The 20,737-nt window shown below is 33.1% G+C and carries 12 protein-coding genes; 5 read left to right on the top strand and 7 right to left on the bottom strand.

Annotated features, from left to right (window positions below):
* Positions 1-193: 193 nt before the first annotated feature.
* Together JE46_RS24605 and JE46_RS23345 are read right to left on the bottom strand one after the other, a co-directional pair.
* Entirely contained in the window at positions 194-460 is a 267-nt protein-coding gene (locus JE46_RS24605) for a hypothetical protein (RefSeq protein ID WP_031457710.1), read from the bottom strand.
* Positions 461-728: 268 nt separating this feature from the next.
* Positions 729-3,608, bottom strand: coding sequence for a triple tyrosine motif-containing protein (locus JE46_RS23345; RefSeq protein ID WP_031457709.1), 2,880 nt, complete (start codon positions 3,606-3,608; stop codon positions 729-731).
* 343 nt (positions 3,609-3,951) lie between these two features.
* On the opposite strand from JE46_RS23345, the gene JE46_RS23340 reads away from it, so the two are divergent.
* From JE46_RS23340 to JE46_RS23320, 5 genes are all read left to right on the top strand, one after another.
* Complete coding sequence (locus JE46_RS23340) at positions 3,952-7,038, top strand: SusC/RagA family TonB-linked outer membrane protein (RefSeq protein ID WP_031457708.1); 3,087 nt, start codon at positions 3,952-3,954, stop codon at positions 7,036-7,038.
* Positions 7,039-7,058: 20 nt separating this feature from the next.
* Positions 7,059-8,621 carry a RagB/SusD family nutrient uptake outer membrane protein gene (locus JE46_RS23335; protein ID WP_236010623.1) on the top strand — a complete coding sequence of 521 codons (1,563 nt, stop codon included), beginning with the start codon at positions 7,059-7,061 and terminating at the stop codon, positions 8,619-8,621.
* Positions 8,622-8,840: 219 nt separating this feature from the next.
* Positions 8,841-10,301 carry a glycoside hydrolase family 30 protein gene (locus JE46_RS23330; protein ID WP_031457706.1) on the top strand — a complete coding sequence of 487 codons (1,461 nt, stop codon included), beginning with the start codon at positions 8,841-8,843 and terminating at the stop codon, positions 10,299-10,301.
* Positions 10,302-10,409: 108 nt separating this feature from the next.
* Positions 10,410-12,668, top strand: a complete 2,259-nt coding sequence (locus JE46_RS23325) for a glycoside hydrolase family 3 N-terminal domain-containing protein (protein ID WP_031457705.1) — start codon at positions 10,410-10,412, stop codon at positions 12,666-12,668.
* A gap of 19 nt (positions 12,669-12,687) precedes the next feature.
* A complete protein-coding gene (locus JE46_RS23320) occupies positions 12,688-14,916 on the top strand; it encodes a glycoside hydrolase family 3 N-terminal domain-containing protein (RefSeq protein WP_031457704.1) in 2,229 nt (742 codons plus the stop codon).
* A gap of 149 nt (positions 14,917-15,065) precedes the next feature.
* Here the strand turns inward: JE46_RS23320 and JE46_RS23315 are convergent, their stop codons facing one another.
* The 5 genes from JE46_RS23315 to JE46_RS24355 all read right to left on the bottom strand — a co-directional run.
* Positions 15,066-15,998 carry a hypothetical protein gene (locus JE46_RS23315; protein WP_157505993.1) on the bottom strand — a complete coding sequence of 311 codons (933 nt, stop codon included), beginning with the start codon at positions 15,996-15,998 and terminating at the stop codon, positions 15,066-15,068.
* Positions 15,999-16,091: 93 nt separating this feature from the next.
* A complete protein-coding gene (locus tag JE46_RS23310; RefSeq protein WP_031457702.1) occupies positions 16,092-16,871 on the bottom strand; it encodes a toxin-antitoxin system YwqK family antitoxin in 780 nt (259 codons plus the stop codon).
* A gap of 136 nt (positions 16,872-17,007) precedes the next feature.
* A complete protein-coding gene (locus JE46_RS23305) occupies positions 17,008-17,670 on the bottom strand; it encodes a toxin-antitoxin system YwqK family antitoxin (protein ID WP_031457701.1) in 663 nt (220 codons plus the stop codon).
* Between the two features lie 38 nt (positions 17,671-17,708).
* A complete protein-coding gene (locus JE46_RS23300; RefSeq protein ID WP_031457700.1) occupies positions 17,709-19,712 on the bottom strand; it encodes a hypothetical protein in 2,004 nt (667 codons plus the stop codon).
* A 2-nt stretch (positions 19,713-19,714) separates the two neighbouring features.
* Positions 19,715-20,737 (bottom strand): phage baseplate assembly protein V (locus tag JE46_RS24355; protein WP_031457699.1); only part of this gene is annotated, 1,023 nt, incomplete at its 5' end.

Below are 20,737 nucleotides of genomic sequence, written 5' to 3'. Positions count from 1 at the left end.
TATTTGAACTCCTGAAGATAGGTAGATTTTATAGCATCCCTTTCATAGAATTCTCCCGGACCTTCTGCTAAAATATCCAGTACAATATCATTCATACCTCTTTGCTGGTAGGTTCTTGATTTTTTCATATCATCCAGAACGATAGTATGACTGATACCTTTTACATGCAATCCTTCGGCACTGCCATGAAGATCTATAGAAGATAATTCTGTATGATTCCTTTACTCATCAACCGGATTCCGGTAAGGCTTTTAAAGGTAAAGATAACTTCATCTCCAAGATATGTTCGCAAAGCCTTTGCCTGATCTGCCGGATTTATAATCGCTTTGCCTGTATATTGCCATACAAAAGAAAAATGATGGTGATCTGCCATCTTTTGGGACAGTTCTAAATTATGATAAACTACATTTTGGGTAAAGCTCCCTATGCTGATATGTACCTGTTCTGAAAAATGTCCCATAACTATTTTTACATTAATTATTAAGTAAGAATTTTTTTGTAAAAATAGAATTTAAAATTACTTTAAAAAATATATATCCCACATAATTTGTATGTATTTTACTGCAAGCAAAACAGAGACTACAGATTGACCGAAAAAAATGAATAGGGAAAATATAAGCATAAAAAAACATCCAAAACCAGATTAATTTTGGATGTTGAAAATTATTTAACATACTTCCTTATTATAAGAACAACTAAACAATGAATAAGGTTTTGTTTTTAAAATATTAAATACTCATTAAAAAGCCAATAAGATTCTCTTTCTTATTTAAGCCGAGTTTTTTTCTTAAGCGATACCTTGCCAATTCAACTCCTCCATTTGATATATTCATAATTTCGGCAATCTCTTTGGTCGACATATTCATTAAAAGATAAGTTGATAAATCCAATTCTCTGGGAGAAATTGTGGGATATTTTTCTTTTAACCTTTTTAAAAAATCAAAATGAACATTCTTAATGTGTTTTTCCAGATCTTTCCAGCTTTTGTCTGTATTGACTTCTTTTACAATACTTTTGTGAAGTTTATTGAATTCTGATTTAGTAGAATCATCTAATATATTGGTATCGATTTCTTTCAGTTTACTTATTATGGTATTCAAAGTCTTGTTCTTCTTTACTACTTGCAAAGAGTTATTTACAAGTTCTTTATCCTTTGCCAAAATTTTAATTTGAAGCTTATCACTTTTTAATTTCTCAATTTCTTTTTCAAGCTCATGCTGTTCATGCCTTATTTTAGATTCTTTTTCAAGGTATAATCGTCTTTGTTCAATAGTTTCGTAATATTTGTTTTTTCTGATTTTTAATTTAACTCTATTTGAAATCACATAAGTCCCGGCAAAAATCAATAACAAATAAAAAATATAAGCTAAAAAATGTCTGTACCACGGAGGTGAAATGGTAAATTTAATCTGATCAACTTCTGAAAGCACGCCAAAACTATTTCTGGCTCTTAATTTCATCGTATAATTACCTTCTCTTAAATTAGTATATTCCTTTATAGAAACAGAAGACCAGTTGCGCCAGGTATCTTCAAAAGGTTCCAGCTTATAGGAATAAGTAACGTTCTCCTGATTTTCGAATGTTGGAGAAGAAAATGTAAACTTCACGTGATTGCCACTGTAAGGTAAATCAAACTGTTTCTCATTTGCTGTCAGGTTTCCGGTTATTATAGTATCGCCCGGAAAAGAGAAACTTTCAATAAATACGGTTGGCTTTGTTATAAATGTATTGGAAATTGTAGCATCATAATGTGTCAGCCCATCTGTCAATCCTATAAAAATGTTCTTCTGATCTACTGTATTTACAGCTATATAATTATTTACCAAATTACCTGTTAAATTAGAAAACGGAGCTTGTTTTCTAACATATTTTCCATTATCTGATTTTTCTAAAACGCCTAAAGATTCATTAAAAGAATACCATAAGTTCCCTTTAGAATCCTGAATCAATGTATTTATTACCGGAATATTACTAAAAAGGTTACTCATTTTTCTGTCCTCAAAAAAACCATCCTGATCTTTAGAAAATCTATAAAAGTGATTTTTTGTCTGGAAATAAATTTTATTATTAATGGATTGTAAGCTTCCAATTCCTTTATTAACTGTAGAAATCTGAGTGTATTTTTTTATAGATTCAAATTTTTTCAAATCATCAGAGAGTTCCATCTGATACAAATATGGGTTTTTCTTTAACCATAAATAATCATTATCTAATTCGACTTCAAAAGTATTAGTCGTTTCATCAAAACCCTGAACCTGATTTATAAATTCAACATTATGAGATGCAATTTTAAAAATTGAGAAGCCATTGTAACTTTCTCCTATCACATATTCAGGATGCTTAGGTATTTGCTTAAAACCAAAATAACCTTTCGTGTCCAATATTTTTGAAACCTTATTGTGTTCTATAACTAGAGCGCCGCTATTACTGGAACATAACAAAGTGTTGTTTATAACCTGAATATTCCAGGCTTGTGCAATTGTACCTTCGACCCTGTTAAAAGGTTCATCTGTAAAAGAAGTATTCCAGGAATGGTAAAACAATCCCTGATTGGTTGCTACATACAAATTATTTTGATACAATACTGATGCATAAACAGTTCCTATATTATAACTATAATCAAAATAAGTAAAAGGAGAATTTTCATTTATAAAGGTTATTCCATTATCAAGCCCCAACCAAATATTATTTTTATGATCAACAAAGGATGTTAATATAGTATTATTCTGAAGTCCCTTTTGGCGGTTCAAATGCTGAATTATCTTTCCGTTTAAGTCACAAATTATAATACCATTTAAAACCGAATTTAGAATAATAAACTTGTTTTTTATAATTGCGCCGCCAAGTGAAGTATTCTTTTTTATAAAACTATTTGCTTCCGTATTCCATTCTTTAACAGCATTATAATCATACACAAAGAGGCCTTTTTCTAAAGTTGCCAAAAGGATCTTGTTATTGGGTAATGGAAACATCGCCCAGATTTCTTTATCATTAAGAGCAGTTGTTCCCTTTAACGGATATAATTTTTGGTTTTTATATTCTAAAATTCCCAATACTTTATCCTGAAAAAAAAGTCGATTATTTACCATGAAGGAAAACTGAAACTTTCTTGGCGCGTTCAAAACAGTCAGTTTGTTATTTTTATAAAAAAGTGCTTTTGTAAAAGATTGAAAAATCACTTCTCCCTTAAAAATATGAATTCTCCAAATTAAATTTATATTCTGACTATCCTTATTACTGATTAATTTTGAAAGTGAAAAATATTTTAATTCTCCTTTTTCATTTGGTTTAAAATAACCAAATTCATTATTTCCTCCTACAAAAATTTTTCCGGAACCATCAATTTTCAAACTTCTGATTGCGGTATTATTTGGCAAAGCATATTTACGCCATGTAGAGCCATCAAACTGAATTAAACCACTGTTGTTCGCAAAATAAATATTTCCCTTTTTATCCTGATCGATACTCCAATTTTGAGTTCCTCCCTTGTATTCTGTTCTCTTGTAATTTTTAATATTAGGCATCCCAATATCCTTAACCTGGCCTAAAGCACTAAAAGTAAACAGAAAAAATAAAATTCTGGTAAAAAGATGATTTATGGATTTCATAGTTTTTACACGCTATTTTTATTAGTAATGTTAAACATTCTTTTTAATAGTAATTATCACACTTATTAAAATATCTAAAGGCATGATGAAAAACCGTTAATAACTAAACAAGTCATTTTTAATAAATGTAGTGTTTTTTTACTGAAGTTAACATTATTGTAACAATATAAAATTAATTATAATTTATTGATTTTAAATTATTTAAAATTATTTTGATGTGTTTTTGTAAAGTATTAAATAATAGTTTGATGTGTTTTTGTAATAAAAAAAAATTACAATTAATAAAAATTTAACCCTACTATTGCATCAAATTACTAATTAATTAACCAAAATTTTTAGAAAAATGAAATTAAAAAAGTTACTTATTTTTTGTTTTTCATCTTTATTGTTTTCAGTTGTCGCAATCGCTCAGGATGTGACAGTAAACGGAATAATAAATGATGAAAGTGGAATGCCCGTCCCGGGCGCAACAGTTTTAATTAAAGGCACAAACAAGGCAACTGCTTCTGACTTTGATGGAAAATTTCAAATTAATGTTCCTTCTAATGGAACTTTAACAATTAGTTTTGTAGGATATAATACAGTAGAAGAGGTTGTAAATGGAAGAACTAAAATAGAAATTAGATTAAAACCTGAATCTCAAAACTTAAATGAAGTTGTAGTAGTAGGATATGGAACACAAAAGAAAAGTGTTGTAACAGGTGCAATTTCTTCGATAAAAGCAGAACAAATTGCAAATTTATCAGTTGGTTTGTCTACACAAGTCTTACAAGGACAAGCTGCCGGAGTAACCGTAATGGCACAATCCGGGGCTCCGGGAGCCGGGGCTAAAGTTCGTATTCGTGGAGCGGGTTCTAATGGTAACTCTGATCCTATATATGTAGTTGACGGAATGCGTACAAGCAATATCGACTTCCTGGATTCAAACGATATTGAAAAACTTGAAATTTTAAAAGATGCCGCATCTGCAGCTATCTATGGAGCTGATGGTGGTAACGGGGTTGTGATGATTACAACTAAAAAAGGGAAATCAGGATCGATGAAAGTTACTTACAGCAATCAGTTTGGTTTTCAGTCTTTAAGAACAAAATTAGAAATGATGAATGCTGATCAGTATGTTCAGTGGATTGACGAAACAAAACCTGCCGGAAACAGACCTAATGTAGCTGACTGGAAAGGCAAACAAGGAACAAACTGGATTGATGAAGCCGCTGAAGATGCAGCACCAATGCAACATCATACACTACAGCTTGCAGGTGGAAATGACATCTCTACTTTTTTACTTTCAGGAAACTTTTTCACACAAGATGGTATTATTGGGGGCGATAAAACCAATTTTAAGCGTACAACGGTAAGATTCAATTCGAATCATAAAGTAAGTAAATATTTAGAAGTTGGAGAAAATTTCTCCCTTTCAGTAAACAAACGTAAAGCTTTTACAGAGGATGACAGTTTTAATGGTATCATGAATCACGCCATGCTGATGGATCCTTTGACACCTGTTTATTATCCAAATGGGACTGTGCTGCCACAACATGTTCAGGATGCAATAGCTGATGGAAAAGCTGTGCCGAGAAATGCTAATGGCGAATATTACGGTCTTTCAAATTACATTGTTGGAGAAATTGCCAATCCAATTGGACAAATTGCACTGGATCACGGTTTGACTCAGGAAACTAAAATTATTGGGAATGTTTACGCTAACATCAAACCTTTTGAAGGTTTTGTTTTTACAACACGTTATGGTATTGAACAAGCGTATAACAACTATAACGACTGGACTCAAAAATATTGGTGGAATACTAATAAAGAAAATACAACAAATAACAAAACTTACAATCAAAGTATCTTTAAAACCTGGTTGTTTGAAAACTTTGCCACTTACAGCAAAACGATTAACAAACATGAATTCTCCTTTATGGCAGGTATGTCAGCTCAGGATTCAGAAAAAAGTTATTTAGACAGCCGTACAGCGGGTATGATTAAAGAAGGGGATATTTGGGCAACCGTAGGAGAAACCCCTGTAACCGGAACTATAGCCGGAAACAGAACTCCGTCATCTATGTTATCTTATTTTGGACGTATTACGTATTCCTATGATAATAAATATCTATTTCAGGCTTCTTTAAGAAACGACAACTCTTCTCTTTTTGCACCTGATAAACGTGCGGGTTATTTTCCTGCGGTTTCTGCAGGTTGGGTAATGTCTAATGAACCTTTTTGGAAACTTGAGGCTGTCAATTACGTAAAATTAAGAGCTTCCTGGGGAGAAAACGGTTCAACCTCTAATATTTCGGCTGGACAATGGCAGGCTTTGATTACAAAAGACGGTTTGAAATATCCGGATGCATTAGGAAATTATCAAACAGTTGGCGAGCTTAAAATATTGCCAAATGAGGATATAACCTGGGAAACGACAGAACAAACCGATTTAGGTATTGATGTAAGAGCTTTTAATAACAGATTAACATTAGGCCTTGATTATTACAAAAAAATAACCCGAGATTTATTAACTCCTTCTTCTCCTCCTTTATCTACTGGTTATGCTGCTCCATTTGCAAATGCAGGTGATGTGACTAATAAAGGTTTTGAAATTGAAGCAGGATGGAGAGAATCAGAGCATAAGTTAAAATACGGGATAAACCTTAACCTGACCACGATTAAAAACGAAGTTACCTATTTAAACCCAATGCTTACAAGAGTTGACGGAGCAATCATTCCTGTATTAGGAACTGTAACTTCTTTTGAACTTGGGAAACCGGTTTGGTATTTCAGAGGATACAAAACAGATGGTATATTCCAAAATCAGGCACAAATTGACGCTTACAAAACCGCTTTAGGAAATGTTACTTCATGGAATCCTACACCAGGTCAGCCTGTAGTTGTTGATAGTAATGGTGATGGTGATATTACAGATCAGGACAAAACTTACATTGGAGATCCTCACCATGATTTAATAGTTGCTACGACTATTGACTTTGAATACAAAGGATTTGATCTTAAATTTTTTGTACAAGGTGCTTTTGGCGGAGAAAACTATATGGCTTTAGCCAGAGTTGACAACCCTTTTTCTAACCGTCCGTCATTCTTTTATACTGACAGATGGACCGGAGAAGGAAGTACTAACAGTTTTCCAAAAGCCTCTTACAGCGACCCAATCATTTATTCAAGTGACTTAATGGTACAGGACGCTTCTTTTGTAAAAATCAAACAAATACAATTAGGATATAATTTCAGTTCAGAATTATTAAGCCAGATAAAAGTGAGCAGTCTAAGACTTTACGTTTCACTTGATGATTATTTCACCTTTACGAAATACAAAGGTATTGATCCTGAAGTTGGAAGTTTTTCAAACAATTCACAAGGTATTGACAGAGGTTTGTATCCAAATGCTGCCCGTATCATGACTGGACTATCTGTTACATTTTAATTCGAACTCACAAATAAATAATGATGAAAAAAATAGTTTATAAATTAACGTTTATTGCGGGTTTAGTTCTGATGCTAATCTCCTGCAATCAAGATGATTTCTTAGATAAACCGGTTTATGGTCTTATAAAAGAAGAAGATTACTATAAAACGGAACAAGAATTACAAGAAGGAGTATTTGCCTGTTATGATGTTTTGCAATGGGCCTATGCTGCAGACTGGAACTCAATGTATGTTGTAAAATCATTTCCTGCTGATGAAACTCATGCAGGAGGAGGCTCAGATGGAGATCAGCCACCTTATCAGCAATTAGATGATTATTCATTTACAGCCGAAAACAAACCTATTGAGCATTGCTTTAAAGCTATGTATTTTGGAATAATGAGAGCAAATACCATCATTAATATTGCAACTGGTGATACCCCAAAAAAAATACAATTGATAGCTGAAGCAAAAGCACTGAGAGCTTATTTTTATTTTGAATTAGTTTCAATGTGGGGCGGTGTGCCATTAAGACTTGAAGTGCCTAAAGCAGGTAACTTTGCGATGGAAAAATCAACACCGGAACAAATTTATGCCCAAATACACAAAGATCTGAGTGAAGCTATTCCGATCCTGCCTAAAAAGAGTGAATATGCTGCAGAAATGCGTTTTAGAATGTCAAAAGGTACTGCACAGGCTATAAATGGAAAAGCATATTTGTATCAAAAAAAGTATCCGGAATCAGCTGTGGCATTCAATGATGTAATCACGTCTAATGAATATGATCTTGCACCAGATTATTCAAAAATATTTTTAAAAACATCTGAATATGGTTTAGAATCTTTATTTGAAATTGGATATGTTACTACCGCAGGCTATGATTGGGGAAATTTTCAATGGGGAGGAAACCGCGCAATGGAGAACAACGTAAACTGGCAGTTAATGGGACCGCGAAGCGATTATTTCAAATCAGGTACCTCCGGACTTAATGCGGGTTGGGGGTTCAACTACCCTACATCTGAAATGGCAGAAGCTTTTGATGATGAAGGAGATCTAGTCAGAAAAAATGCATCCATATTATCAGTTGCAGATCTTAGATCAAAATTCGGCGGAGACTGGGTAGTAGACAAGGATCTGGACTGGACACAAGCGCCTCCGGTATGGGGAATGGATGGTTATTTCAGACTTAAATATGGCTCATTAACTGCCGAAACCGGTACTCCTGTTGCCGAATTGAATTATGGAACCAATGTTAGATTAATCAGATATGCTGATGTTTTGCTGATGGCTGCAGAAGCAAATCTTTTAGCAGGAAATACTACAGACGCACAGAGTTATTTTACAGCTGTACGTGACAGAGTAGATTTACCGGTTAAAACCGTAACTCTTGATGCAATTAAAACTGAAAGAAGACTAGAACTGGCATTTGAAGGTTTCAGGTTTCTGGATTTAATTCGTTGGGGTGATGCTGCAGCTGTTCTTAAAAATCAAGGATTTAAAAAGAACGGAAACTTTGTAGAGAAACACAAATTATATCCAATTCCGGCCGCAGAGGTTCTTAACAACCCAAAAATGACACCAAATCCTGGTTGGGGTAACTAAAGGAACTGATTTCTAAATTAGCCGTGCGTAACAAGCACGTTTTTATACAAAAGACATGAAATGTATTCATAACTGTGAATCATTTTAAGTTAAGTTTTAAGTTAAGTTTGGTTGTTAGAATAGCCCATATTCTTTTTTGATTATGGGCTATTTTTTAATCCTTTTAGAATCCTGAAAATCTTTTTATACCTAAATCTTACATTATTTAAAACATATTCAATGAAAAAAATTGGCGTTATTATTACTTGTTTATGTTTTTCTTCAACTGTATTTTCACAATTGAAGAGCCCAAAACAGGAACAAAAATTCACTACAACTAATAAAAAAATCACGGTTTATACTACTGCCGAAAAATCTAATTTAAAATTAACTGCTACTGATAATTTAGTTTTCTCTGCCTCTAAACAGCCTTTAGAAACTGAAACTTCCATTTTTGTGGAACCCTCAAAAAAATTTCAAAACTTTATCGGAATCGGAGGTGCCATAACTGATGCAAGTGCCGAGGTATTCGCAAAACTTTCAAAAGAAAAACAAACCGAATTCTTAAATGCCTACTACGACAAACAAAAAGGCATAGGCTATTCATTGCTAAGAACAACCATTCAAAGCTCTGATTTTAGCAGTGAAAGCTATTCTTATATCAAAGAAGGCGATAAAGATTTAAAGACTTTTTCTATCGATCACGACAGGCAATTCCGCATTCCGTTAATCAAACAAGCCATTCAGACGGCTGGCGGAAAATTAACCACTTATGTGGCTCCGTGGTCTCCAAACGCTTTTATGAAAAGTAATAACGATGTACTTAGGGGAGGAACTTTATTGCCAGAATATTATCAGACATGGGCTAATTTTTATACGAAATTTATAAAAGCATACGAAAAAGAAGGAATTCCAATTTGGGGAACCTCAACACAAAATGAACCAATGGCAGTGCAAACCTGGGAATCCTGCATTTATACTGCCGAAGCAGAAAGAGATTTTATAAAAAATTATTTGGGTCCAACCCTAAAAAAAGAAAATCTTGGGAATAAAAAAATCATAATATGGGATCATAACCGTGATCTGATGAACCAGAGAGCCAATGTGATTTACTCTGATCCTGAGGCCGCAAAATACATTTGGGGAATGGGTTTTCACTGGTACGAAACCTGGTCAGGTGGATTACCCATGTTTCATAATGTGCGAAAAGTGCATGAAGCCTATCCTGACAAAGGGCTGCTCTTTACAGAAGGATGTGTCGAACGATTTGATGATACAAAATATCAATTTTGGCCAAATGCAGAAAGATATGGCACTGCAATGATCAATGATTTTAATAACGGAACAAACGGATGGACCGACTGGAACATCCTCTTAGATCAGAAGGGTGGGCCGAATCATGTGGGGAATTTTTGTTTCGCGCCCATTCATGCTGATACTGCAACGGGAGAATTAATTTACACTCCCTCCTATTATTACATTGGTCATTTTTCAAAATTTATTCGTTTAAACGCCGTTCGTATAAGTTCAGCCGTTAGCAGAAGCAGTTTATTAAGCACTTCATTTCTTAACGCTGATGGTACAATTGCAACGATTGTAATGAATCAAACAGATAATGAAATTAGTTACAACCTTATTATAGCCTCTCAAAAAACACAAGTCAAAATTCCTGCACACGCTATACAAACATTAGTGTATTAAGTTTTTATCTTACAAAATCATATCTTGTACAATAAAAGTGTTTCAGGACTAAAATTAATTTGAACAGTAAATCACAAAATGGACTGTTCCAAATCTTAAAATTACAAAATGAAAAATACTATTTTGCTGCTATTTGCTTTCTCAATTTGCAGTGTTACATGGAGCCAGGGAAATAAAAAATCAGAAATTGATGCAAAAATTTCGGAGCTGCTTTCAAAAATGACCCTCGAAGAAAAAGTGGGCCAAATGACCCAAATTACGGTTACTCTTTTTGAAGACCCTAAAAAACCGGGGTATTTTGATCCTGCAAAATTAAAGCAGGGAATTCAGGATTATCATATTGGTTCTATTTTAAATGTTCCTAATCCAGGAGCACCAACAATACAAAGATGGCAGGAAACCTTAACCGCCATCGCCAATGAAACCAATAAAACAAGACTAAAAATTCCGATTTTATACGGTATTGATGCCATTCACGGTGCGAGTTATACAACAGGAGCCACTTTATTTCCACAACAAATAGGACTTGCTGCAACATTTAATACAGAGTTGGTAAAACGAGGTGCCGAAATTTCAGCTTACGAAACCAGAGCTTCCTCAATTCCATGGATTTTTTCTCCCGATTTGGATTTTCCAAGAAATCCAGCCTGGTCCAGAATGTGGGAGTCTTTTGGAGAAGATGCTTATTTATCTTCAAAAATGGCAGTTGCATTAGTCGATGGATTTGAAGGAAAAAATGTAGGCTCAAAATACAGTGTAGCTTCCTGTATGAAACATTATATCGGTTACGGAAGTACCTATACAGGAAAAGACAGAACACCAAGCATCATTCCGGAACGCTTATTAAGACAATATGATTTAACGATTTATGAAGCTGCCATAAAAGCCGGAGCCAAAAGTGTAATGGTAAGTTCAGGCGAAATTAATGGAACTCCTGTTCATGCCAGCAAACATTTAATTACTGATATTTTAAAAAATGAATTGGGTTTTTCAGGTGTTGTAATTACAGACTGGAAAGACATTATTTACCTTAATACAAGACATAAAGTTGCTCAAACCAAACGTGATGCTGTAAGAATAGCAATTATGGCCGGAATTGATATGAGCATGGTTCCTGAAGAATTTTCTTTTTATACAGATTTGATAGACTTAGTTCAAAAAGGAGAAGTTCCGATGTCCAGAATTGATGATGCGGTTACCCGAATTTTAAGAATGAAGTTCGAATTGAATTTATTCCAGAACACGGTGGCCAATTTAAAAGACTATCCAAAATTCGGATCTCCGGAACACATTCAGGAAGCTTATAAAACAGCCGCTGAATCTATTACATTACTGAAAAACAATAATGCTGTTCTGCCTTTAAACAAAAATGAAAAAATTCTGGTTACCGGAGCAACTGCAAACAGTATGAAATACTTAAACGGCGGCTGGTCGTATACCTGGCAAGGAGACAAATCAGATACGTATGCTGTTGATAAATTTACCATTTTGGAAGCTTTTCAAAATAAAATTGGAAAAGAGAACGTACTTTATACTCCCGGAGCTGATTTAGAAATTAAAAATGAGGCAGAAATTCAAAAAGCAGTTGATTTAGCCAAAAATGCTTCTAAAATAGTGCTTTGTTTAGGTGAGAAAAACTACACCGAAACTCCTGGCGATATCAGCAATATTTTTATGAGCAGCTCTCAAATCAAATTAGCTTTAGCCTTATCAAAATTAAACAAACCGATTATTTTGGTTTTAAACGAAGGAAGACCAAGATTAATCAGTGATTTCGAAGATAAAATGAATGCCGTAATTCAGTGTTATCTTCCAGGAAACGAGGGAGCCAGAGCATTGGCAGATATTATTTACGGAGATGTAAATCCAAGTGGAAGATTACCTTACAATTATCCAAGATATCCAAATTCATTAGAAAAATACAACCGAAAATATACCGAAAGCATCTCTGAAGGTGAACAAAATGATGATGCTAAGTATGAAAAAAGCTATTTGCCTCAATATGAATTTGGAACAGGATTATCCTATACCACTTTTACCTATTTAAATTTAAAAATTGATAAGTCTGAAATTAATTCTAATGAAGAAATTAATGTTTCTGTAGAAGTGACAAATTCAGGTAAAAAGGCCGGAAAAGAATCTGTTTTATTGTATTTATCAGACAATTTCGCAAGTATTACACCCGAATTTAAAGCTTTAAAAAGATTTGAAAAAATTAGTTTAGAGCCAAATGAAACTAAAACAGTAAAATTCACACTGAATCAAAAAGACTTGCAGTTTGTAAACGAAGATTTAAAATGGATTTCTGAAAAAGGAACTTTTACCATTCAGGTTTCAAATCTTAAAAAAGATTTTGCTTTGAAATAAATCATTCGAAAATTAAACTATGAAGAAAGTAGCCGCAATTACTCTGTTGCTGATTTCCTTATTTGCAACGGCGCAGCAAGAGACCATAGACCAAAAAGTAAGCTCGTTATTGAAAAAAATGACCCTTGAGGAAAAAATAGGTCAGCTTAATCAATATACCGGAGATAATTCTGCAACAGGTCCTATTACCATAAATCCTAATAAACAGGCCGAAATCAAAGCCGGTTTGGTAGGATCTATGCTAAATGTTATCGGAACAAAATATACCCGACAATATCAGGAACTGGCCATGAAGTCGCGTCTTAAAATTCCGCTGTTATTTGGCCAGGATGTTATTCACGGATACAAAACCACCTTCCCTATCCCATTGGCAGAAGCTGCCAGCTGGGATTTAGATGTTATTGAACTAGCCGCCAGAGTGGCCGCAACTGAAGCATCGGCAAACGGGATTCACTGGACATTTGCACCCATGGTTGATATTGGCCGTGATCCTCGTTGGGGCCGCGTGATGGAAGGTGCCGGAGAAGACACTTATTTGGGTTCTAAAATTGCCTATGCAAGAGTAAAAGGGTTTCAGGGCAATAAATTAGGCGATCTGAATTCGGTTATGGCCTGTGTAAAACACTTTGCAGCATACGGTGCTGCAATTGGCGGAAGAGATTACAATTCTGTTGATATGAGCGAAAGAATGTTGTGGGAAACGTATCTTCCTCCTTTTAAAGCCGCTCTGGATGCCGGTGCAGCGACTTTTATGAACTCCTTTAATGATTTAAATGGAATTCCGGCTACCGGAAACGTGCATTTGCAAAGAGATATTTTAAAAGGAAAATGGAATTTTCAGGGATTTGTTGTTTCAGACTGGGGTTCTATTGGCGAAATGGTCGCACACGGCTATTCAAAAGACCTGAAATCTGCCGCCTTTTCAGCCATTACAGCCGGAAGCGACATGGATATGGAAAGTAATGCCTATCGCTATAATTTGACCGAATTGGTAAAAGAAGGTAAAGTTTCTATTGATTTGATTGATGATGCTGTAAAGAGAATTCTTCGTAAAAAATTTGAATTAGGATTATTTGATGATCCTTACCGGTATTCTGACGAAAAAAGAGCAGAAAAAGAATTAAACAATCCTGAAAACCGAAAAACAGCTTTTGAAGTGGCTAAAAAAAGCATCGTTTTACTAAAAAATGAAAACCAAACCCTACCTCTTTCTAAAAACCTTAAAACCATTGCTTTTATTGGGCCAATGGTTAAAGAATACAAAGCCAATATGGGTTTTTGGGCTGTTGATTTACCCGATATTGATTATAATAAATGGATAGTTTCGCAATGGGACGGCTTGCAGAATAAAGTAGGCAAAAACACTAAATTATTGTATGCAAAAGGCTGTGAGGTTGAAGGAGACAATAAAGACGGTTTTGCCGAAGCGGTTGCAACATCAAAACAGGCAGATGTTGTCATCCTGAGTATTGGAGAAAGACACGATATGAGCGGAGAAGCCAAAAGCCGTAGTGACATTCATTTACCGGGTGTTCAGGAAGATTTGGTAAAAGCCGTTATGGCCACAGGAAAACCCGTTGTTGTTTTGATAAATGCAGGAAGACCTCTTATTTTCAATTGGACTGAATATCATGTTCCGGCTATTTTATACACCTGGTGGCTGGGTACTGAAGCCGGAAATGCCATCGCAGATGTTGTATTTGGCGATTACAATCCTTCTGGTAAATTGCCTATGACTTTTCCGAGAGAAATAGGGCAAATACCAATTTATTACAATCATTTCAGTACCGGAAGGCCTCCCGCTAATGAAGATGCCAAAGGATATGTTTCATCTTACATTGACCTGAAAAATTCGCCTAAATTTCCTTTTGGATATGGCTTGAGTTATACCCAATTCAGTTATAAAGATTTAAAATTGTCCTCCAAAAAAATAAAACATACTGAAACCATCAAAGTTTCCTTCCAATTATCAAATGTTGGAAAAGTAACTGGAGAAGAAGTCGTTCAACTATATTTACAGGATAAATTTGGTTCTGTAGTGCGTCCAGTTTTAGAATTGAAAGATTTCCGGAAGGTCAAATTAAATGCAGGAGAATCTAAAACTATAGAATTTATAATCGACAAAGAAAAGCTTTCTTTCTACAACAATAAACTCGAATGGATTGCTGAACCGGGCGATTTTGAAGTTATGATTGGCACCTCATCAGCAGCTATTAAACTAAAATCTGAGTTTGAATTGGTAGAGTAAAAATAGTTTTAAATTGAAAATAACTGATTCCAAAAAATCAATTAAAAAATAATGGGGATTTAAAACCCCATTGTCTTTTAATTACCCAGTTAGTGAGACACTCCCTTTAAACGAGTATCTTCGTAACATTACAAACTTCTATATTACAATTATTTCTTTTTAATGTTTGTTTCTATAAACTCTAAAATAAGATCTATTGCATCATTTTTTGTGTAATCCGCCAAGTCAGAAGTCAAGGTTTCATTTATGAATTTTATTTTAAGATCTTCTTTTTGCTCTAAAAAAATATTTGCTTTGCTTTGAAAATCATAATAATCAGAATAGGACTTATCCGCTATATTCTTTATTTTATACAATTGAGATAAGTAATATTGGTCTGTTTCTTCAGGGAAATCTTTTTTTATTAATTCGTATAAATTTTCATTCCCCTGCAAAAAAGATTCTTTTGCTTTTATCTTCTGATTTTCCTGCAATATTATTTCTTCTTTAATCACACCTTTGGATTTGTAATAATTGATAAACCCTACAGTAAAAATATTTTCTATTTTATACTGGCAATCATTATTCATCAATTCTATATACCAGTCTACTGTTTTGACATATTTTTTATTATCATTTTTTATCTTTTCAATTTCATTTAGTTTTTTAATATTTTCGGAAATAAATAAAAAACAATTTTGAGTAACATCCCTCAATTGCCCTATAATATAATATGTTTTTTCTATTTTTTTTATAAAATAAATATTATAATATTTGGTATGAGGATCTAGATTGTAAGCATTTGCTATACATCCCCCCTCATTTAAATCATAGTAATCTTCGCCTTTTGTGTTGAGTTTATAACTTTGATTAATAATTTTGTCATTATAATGATTCTTTAATATATGATTAATGGACTTAAATGCAATAGTATTCTCACTATAATATTCTGTATAAGGCTTTTCAATAGAACTGAAATCTGAACTCTCTACAATGATATCACTATTCATCGACAGTTTAAATAAAGGAACGGCACCTTGAGAAAACACAGCGACATGAGTGCTGATAAGTAGTATTAAAAACAGTTTATTTATTATTATCATTTCTCATTATTTTAAAGTTAAAGGCTTAGATTTTTTTTATCTAAAGTATAAGTTGAGTAAATTATCAACAAATAAAAATTTTAGACTTCTATCTTATCTTTTTAACGTATTTCTTGCAAAGTAATCGTCTTCAAATTCTTCTTTGGTTTTGTAACGAAATGTATTTCTAAAAGTCCCTTGCTTTAAATCCTTTTGATTATAGGAATCAACTTCTAAATAAGTATCATTATCAGGTTTATATCTGTATTTTAAACACCAATTATCGTTTCCTACATAGTAAACTAATGTATCTTTTTGATAAAATCGCTTTTCAAAATTTACACCTTCTCTATTATATAATTTTAAAGTATCTGTAAAATAACCGTCTTGTGTATACGCCTCAAAATAAGTTTTACCGTTAGCATGAAACTCTTTCCATAAACCAGTTCCCATTTTAAACATTGTTTCATAAATTATTTTACCATTTATATCATATTGTTTAAAAATACTATCTCTTAGGCCATGCTTGAAGTATTCCTTTGTAAATAATCTTTCTACTTCTTTCGTTTTTGTAATAGTATCATATTTAACAATTGCCGATTGCCAAAGACCTTCTTTAAAACCATTAATAATTTTTCCTTCTCTAATGGAATTTCTGTATTCTACATTATCAAAAGTTGTATCTTCATAAGGAAAATCTTCATACACTTTATCATTTATGGAACTATCATAAAATCCAACAAATTCACTTTTAATTGGTTCTTCATATCTAGGATGCTTTAAACAAGCATATTTCTTACTACAAAGCCACTGAGGATGTTTTGGAAAATTGACAGTTGTACATGAAATACATATCACAAAAATTAATACAAAAGGTATAAGGGGGTTTTTCATTTATATTTGCACGTCTTAATAATTTTTATAATCTCATTATTTTATTAGATGATTTAAAAAAAAATCATTATATACTGATTTTCAATATTTAGAATTATCTTTCACTGTACACAAGCGAATCCTTTTTGTATAAATTTCACTTATTATCAGTAGGAAAAGAATCAATAATCATACTTTCTTTAAATATTAAAGAATCTTTTTTATACAACCGTTTCTCAGCTAGTTCTCCATTTTTATTATACAACTTTAAAGTATCAGTAAAATAGCCGTCTTTGGTGTATATTTCAAAATAAAGCTTACCATTACTATGAAACTCTTTCCATAAACCTGTACCCATTTTAAATGTTGTTTCATATATTATCTTTCCATTACCATCATATTGTTTAAAAACACTATCTCGCAATCCCTTTTTAAAATATTCCTCTCTCCATATACTTCCTTTTGCATATACATTGCCTAATGAATCCAAATCTGCATTGCCACTTAGCCATTTACCTTCTTTATAACCGTCTATTATTTTGCCAACACGTTGTCCTCCTTCATTAAATTCATCTTCATAATAGGAATAATATCCGCGAATAGAGTCTTCATTTGGAAAATCTCTATATATATAATTATCTTCAGAATTGTTAAATAAGCGATCAATAAGCATCCTTTTTTCTTCAATCATTGGATGAGGGTGATTTTTGCAACCGTATTTTTTACTACAAAGCCATTTCGGATGTTTTGGAAAATTAACTGTTGTGCAGGAAATACATATTGTAAAAACTACAATAAAAGGTATCAAAATCTTTTTCATTTATATTTATTGTTAAATTGATATGCAAAAATTAATCTCTAATAATTTTGCATGTCATCACGCATTATTTTTACTTGATTATGTAAGAATCTCATTTTTTCATTTTCATAATCCATCATATTTTTAGTTGAAGATTTTTTAAATATTATGTAATTTGAATGAGTTTGACTTATAATGTTTAGATAATACTTTTTAGTTTCTTCTAAAAGTATTATATAATCAGGTCTTATAAAATTCATATTAGTTTTAATTGTTTCAAATTTATTCCCTTTATACTTATTAACTTCTACTATAGCCTTTTCGTTTTCGTCAATATAATCGTTCCACCTCTTAATGTTTTTATTGTAAATACTAAGATACTCTCCTTTTGTTTGAGTTTGATTAATTTTATCATTATCACGATAATTAACATAAGTTGTTTCTATGTGTTTTTTATCTGTTTTTTCTTTATTCACTTTAATTGAATATATTTTATTAAAATTATTAAGATATTTTATTATATCATTTTTTATTGCTGTCACAGAAGTTGGTCGATAAATATCTGATAGATTACTATTTTTCGCTTCGTCTTTTACTTTTTGAATATTCCTATTAATCCCTGCTCTATATTTTACATTATTCGTTCCATTAGGATTCTTTTCAGGCAATCCATTCCCTAAAACATTTTCTCTAGCATTATTATAAGCTTCTTTTTCCTTATCCATATAGAAAGAGTGCGGTAAACCTAACATATGTCCAATTTCGTGAGCATAATTCTCTTGCTTTTCTATCCCATTAGAATAAATCAGTAAAGCGTAATGGTCTAGAGGAGTAGTTCTACTAAAAGCAACTGTTTGACTTGGAGATTCATAATCTGACAAGATTAATAATCCGCCATTATACGTTTTTGATTTACTTATAAGTTTTGTTTTGTATGCTTCAATAGTTTTATAATCTATCTCATCTTCTGTTAATATATCTATTGGTTTTGGGGGATTATCAGTTAAAACCATTTTGTAATGTTTACCATCGGGTTCTAATTCATATGATCCATCAGGTTTTAGAACTTTATCCCAATATTTTTTATTGTACTGTTCTTTAAACAACTGCTTTGTTTTCCAATCTTCTTTATTAAAAGCGTACAAATAATCATCAACATCTGAATTATCCATTTCGTCATAATTTTCTATTTCAACCTTGTACCCTGCTTGATTAAGTGAATTTTTATTTAAATAATCAAAAATTTTATTATCCTTAAATTTTTTAAACAAAGCCTTCGCTTTCTCATTTGGATTACCATCTGATGAAACTAAAGCAATTACCCTGAATTTCAATTTCAGTTCGTTGTTTTCCATCATTATTAAACCTCCCACGGAGTGAGAACCTGTAACTGGATTACTATGTTTAAATTCGTATTTTTTCTCACTTCCTTCTTCTAAACATTTTACTTTGAAATCAATCTTTCCTGCCTTAGTTAATTTTATCTTGGCAGTCTTACCTTCTTTCTCTCCGCCAATGATGTCAAATTCATAAAATTCATCTCCGGTTATAGTAATTACATCATCTTTTATTTCGCCTTGCCAAAGGATGATTTCGGCACTTAATGTTATTTCCTGATCACATTTAATCAAAACATAAGGAATATCTACGTGCTTACTTATAGGATTGAAATTATAATGATCCTGAATTGCATGTTTTGCTCCTATTGGATCTGTACTTGTTGCTACAATATCTCCTAAATCTGTTGGAGTTGCTCCTTTTTTATAAAAGTATTCCACCTCTGAAAAAGGAACATCTTGTATTTTCTCTATCTCTTTTGTTTCTGGATTTACATCGATCCAATCAAAACCAAATTCTCCATTGTAATTATCATTTAATCTGACTTTTACATACAAATTTGTTATTCCCAAAGGTTTTGCAGTTTCTGGTTTATTACCATATGTTGTTCCGCCCTTAGCTGTGAAAGTAGATTTACCACCTACATTTTCCGTATATTCTCTGGTGTACAATTCGTATTCCTCGTAAATTTCTGTGTTCTTTCCTGATGATCTGTAGATTGTCATAATTAAAACATGTTAGATTTTTCAGTTGAATTAATTTTGAACTCTCCTTCTGAATGAATATTTTTATCTTTTTCAACATTCATTTCGTGGCTTTCGTGATTGTTTACAGCCTTCTTTGCCTGAGACTTTCTTTCGCCTGTAACCATTTCAAATAATTGTCCTGTCACATTAACCATATAATCCACTCCAATTGATAAGGAATGCATCAAGCCGACAGTAGTAGTTTTGTCACCGCCTGCACTTTCAGAAATATTCATTCCGGCGTTCACACTAATATTTTTACTTGCTGACAAATTAATATCAGTAGCATTCACAGAAAAATTCTTTGGCGCATTCACATCAATATTTCCCTGACCATCCATTTTCCAGGTATTACCACTCGGATCTTCAATCAAAATACTTCCTTCACCGTCGTTCAAAATAAATTTGATTCCTGAACGCGTGTGAATCGCCTTTACATTATTCTGACCGTCTGCATAACCGCTGGTAGCACTTCCATTATACTGCGTTCCTAAAACATACGGATTCTGTGCATTGCTCCCTTCAAAGCCTACTAAAACCTCTTCACCAATTTCCGGAATAAAGTAAAATCCTTTTCCTGAACCTGAATGTGGCTGTATCATTCGTAGCCACTCACTTGAATTGTTTCCGCCTGCCCAGTTAAACTGTACTTTTACACGTCCCAATCCTTCCGGATCGTTGTTATCTTTTACTTTGGCTGGCTGTGTTTCTGCTTTCGCAAATAGATGTACGTCTGTATAATGTGGTGCGGCAACATCTGCCGGAATGGCTTTGAAATTACAGGAGTAATTTCCGTGTACCTGTGAAATATGTGATACTTCTGTCACAATCAGTTCGTGCTCTACAGTTTGGTTTACGATGCTGAAAACCTGTCCAAGTCCTAACGGAAAATAAGAGGTTCCGCTGTAATACACACTATTGGCGTCGCTACCTGCAGTTTGCAGTTTGACCATTTCTTCGATTTCTTCACTGCTTTGGGCATTGGTCGTGTAAGCTCCATTATT

This window comes from Flavobacterium chungangense LMG 26729, from assembly GCF_000735715.2.
Taxonomy (GTDB): domain Bacteria; phylum Bacteroidota; class Bacteroidia; order Flavobacteriales; family Flavobacteriaceae; genus Flavobacterium; species Flavobacterium chungangense.
Note: the sequence above shows the minus strand (reverse complement) of the source record. Positions and strands in the feature narration are given on the sequence as shown.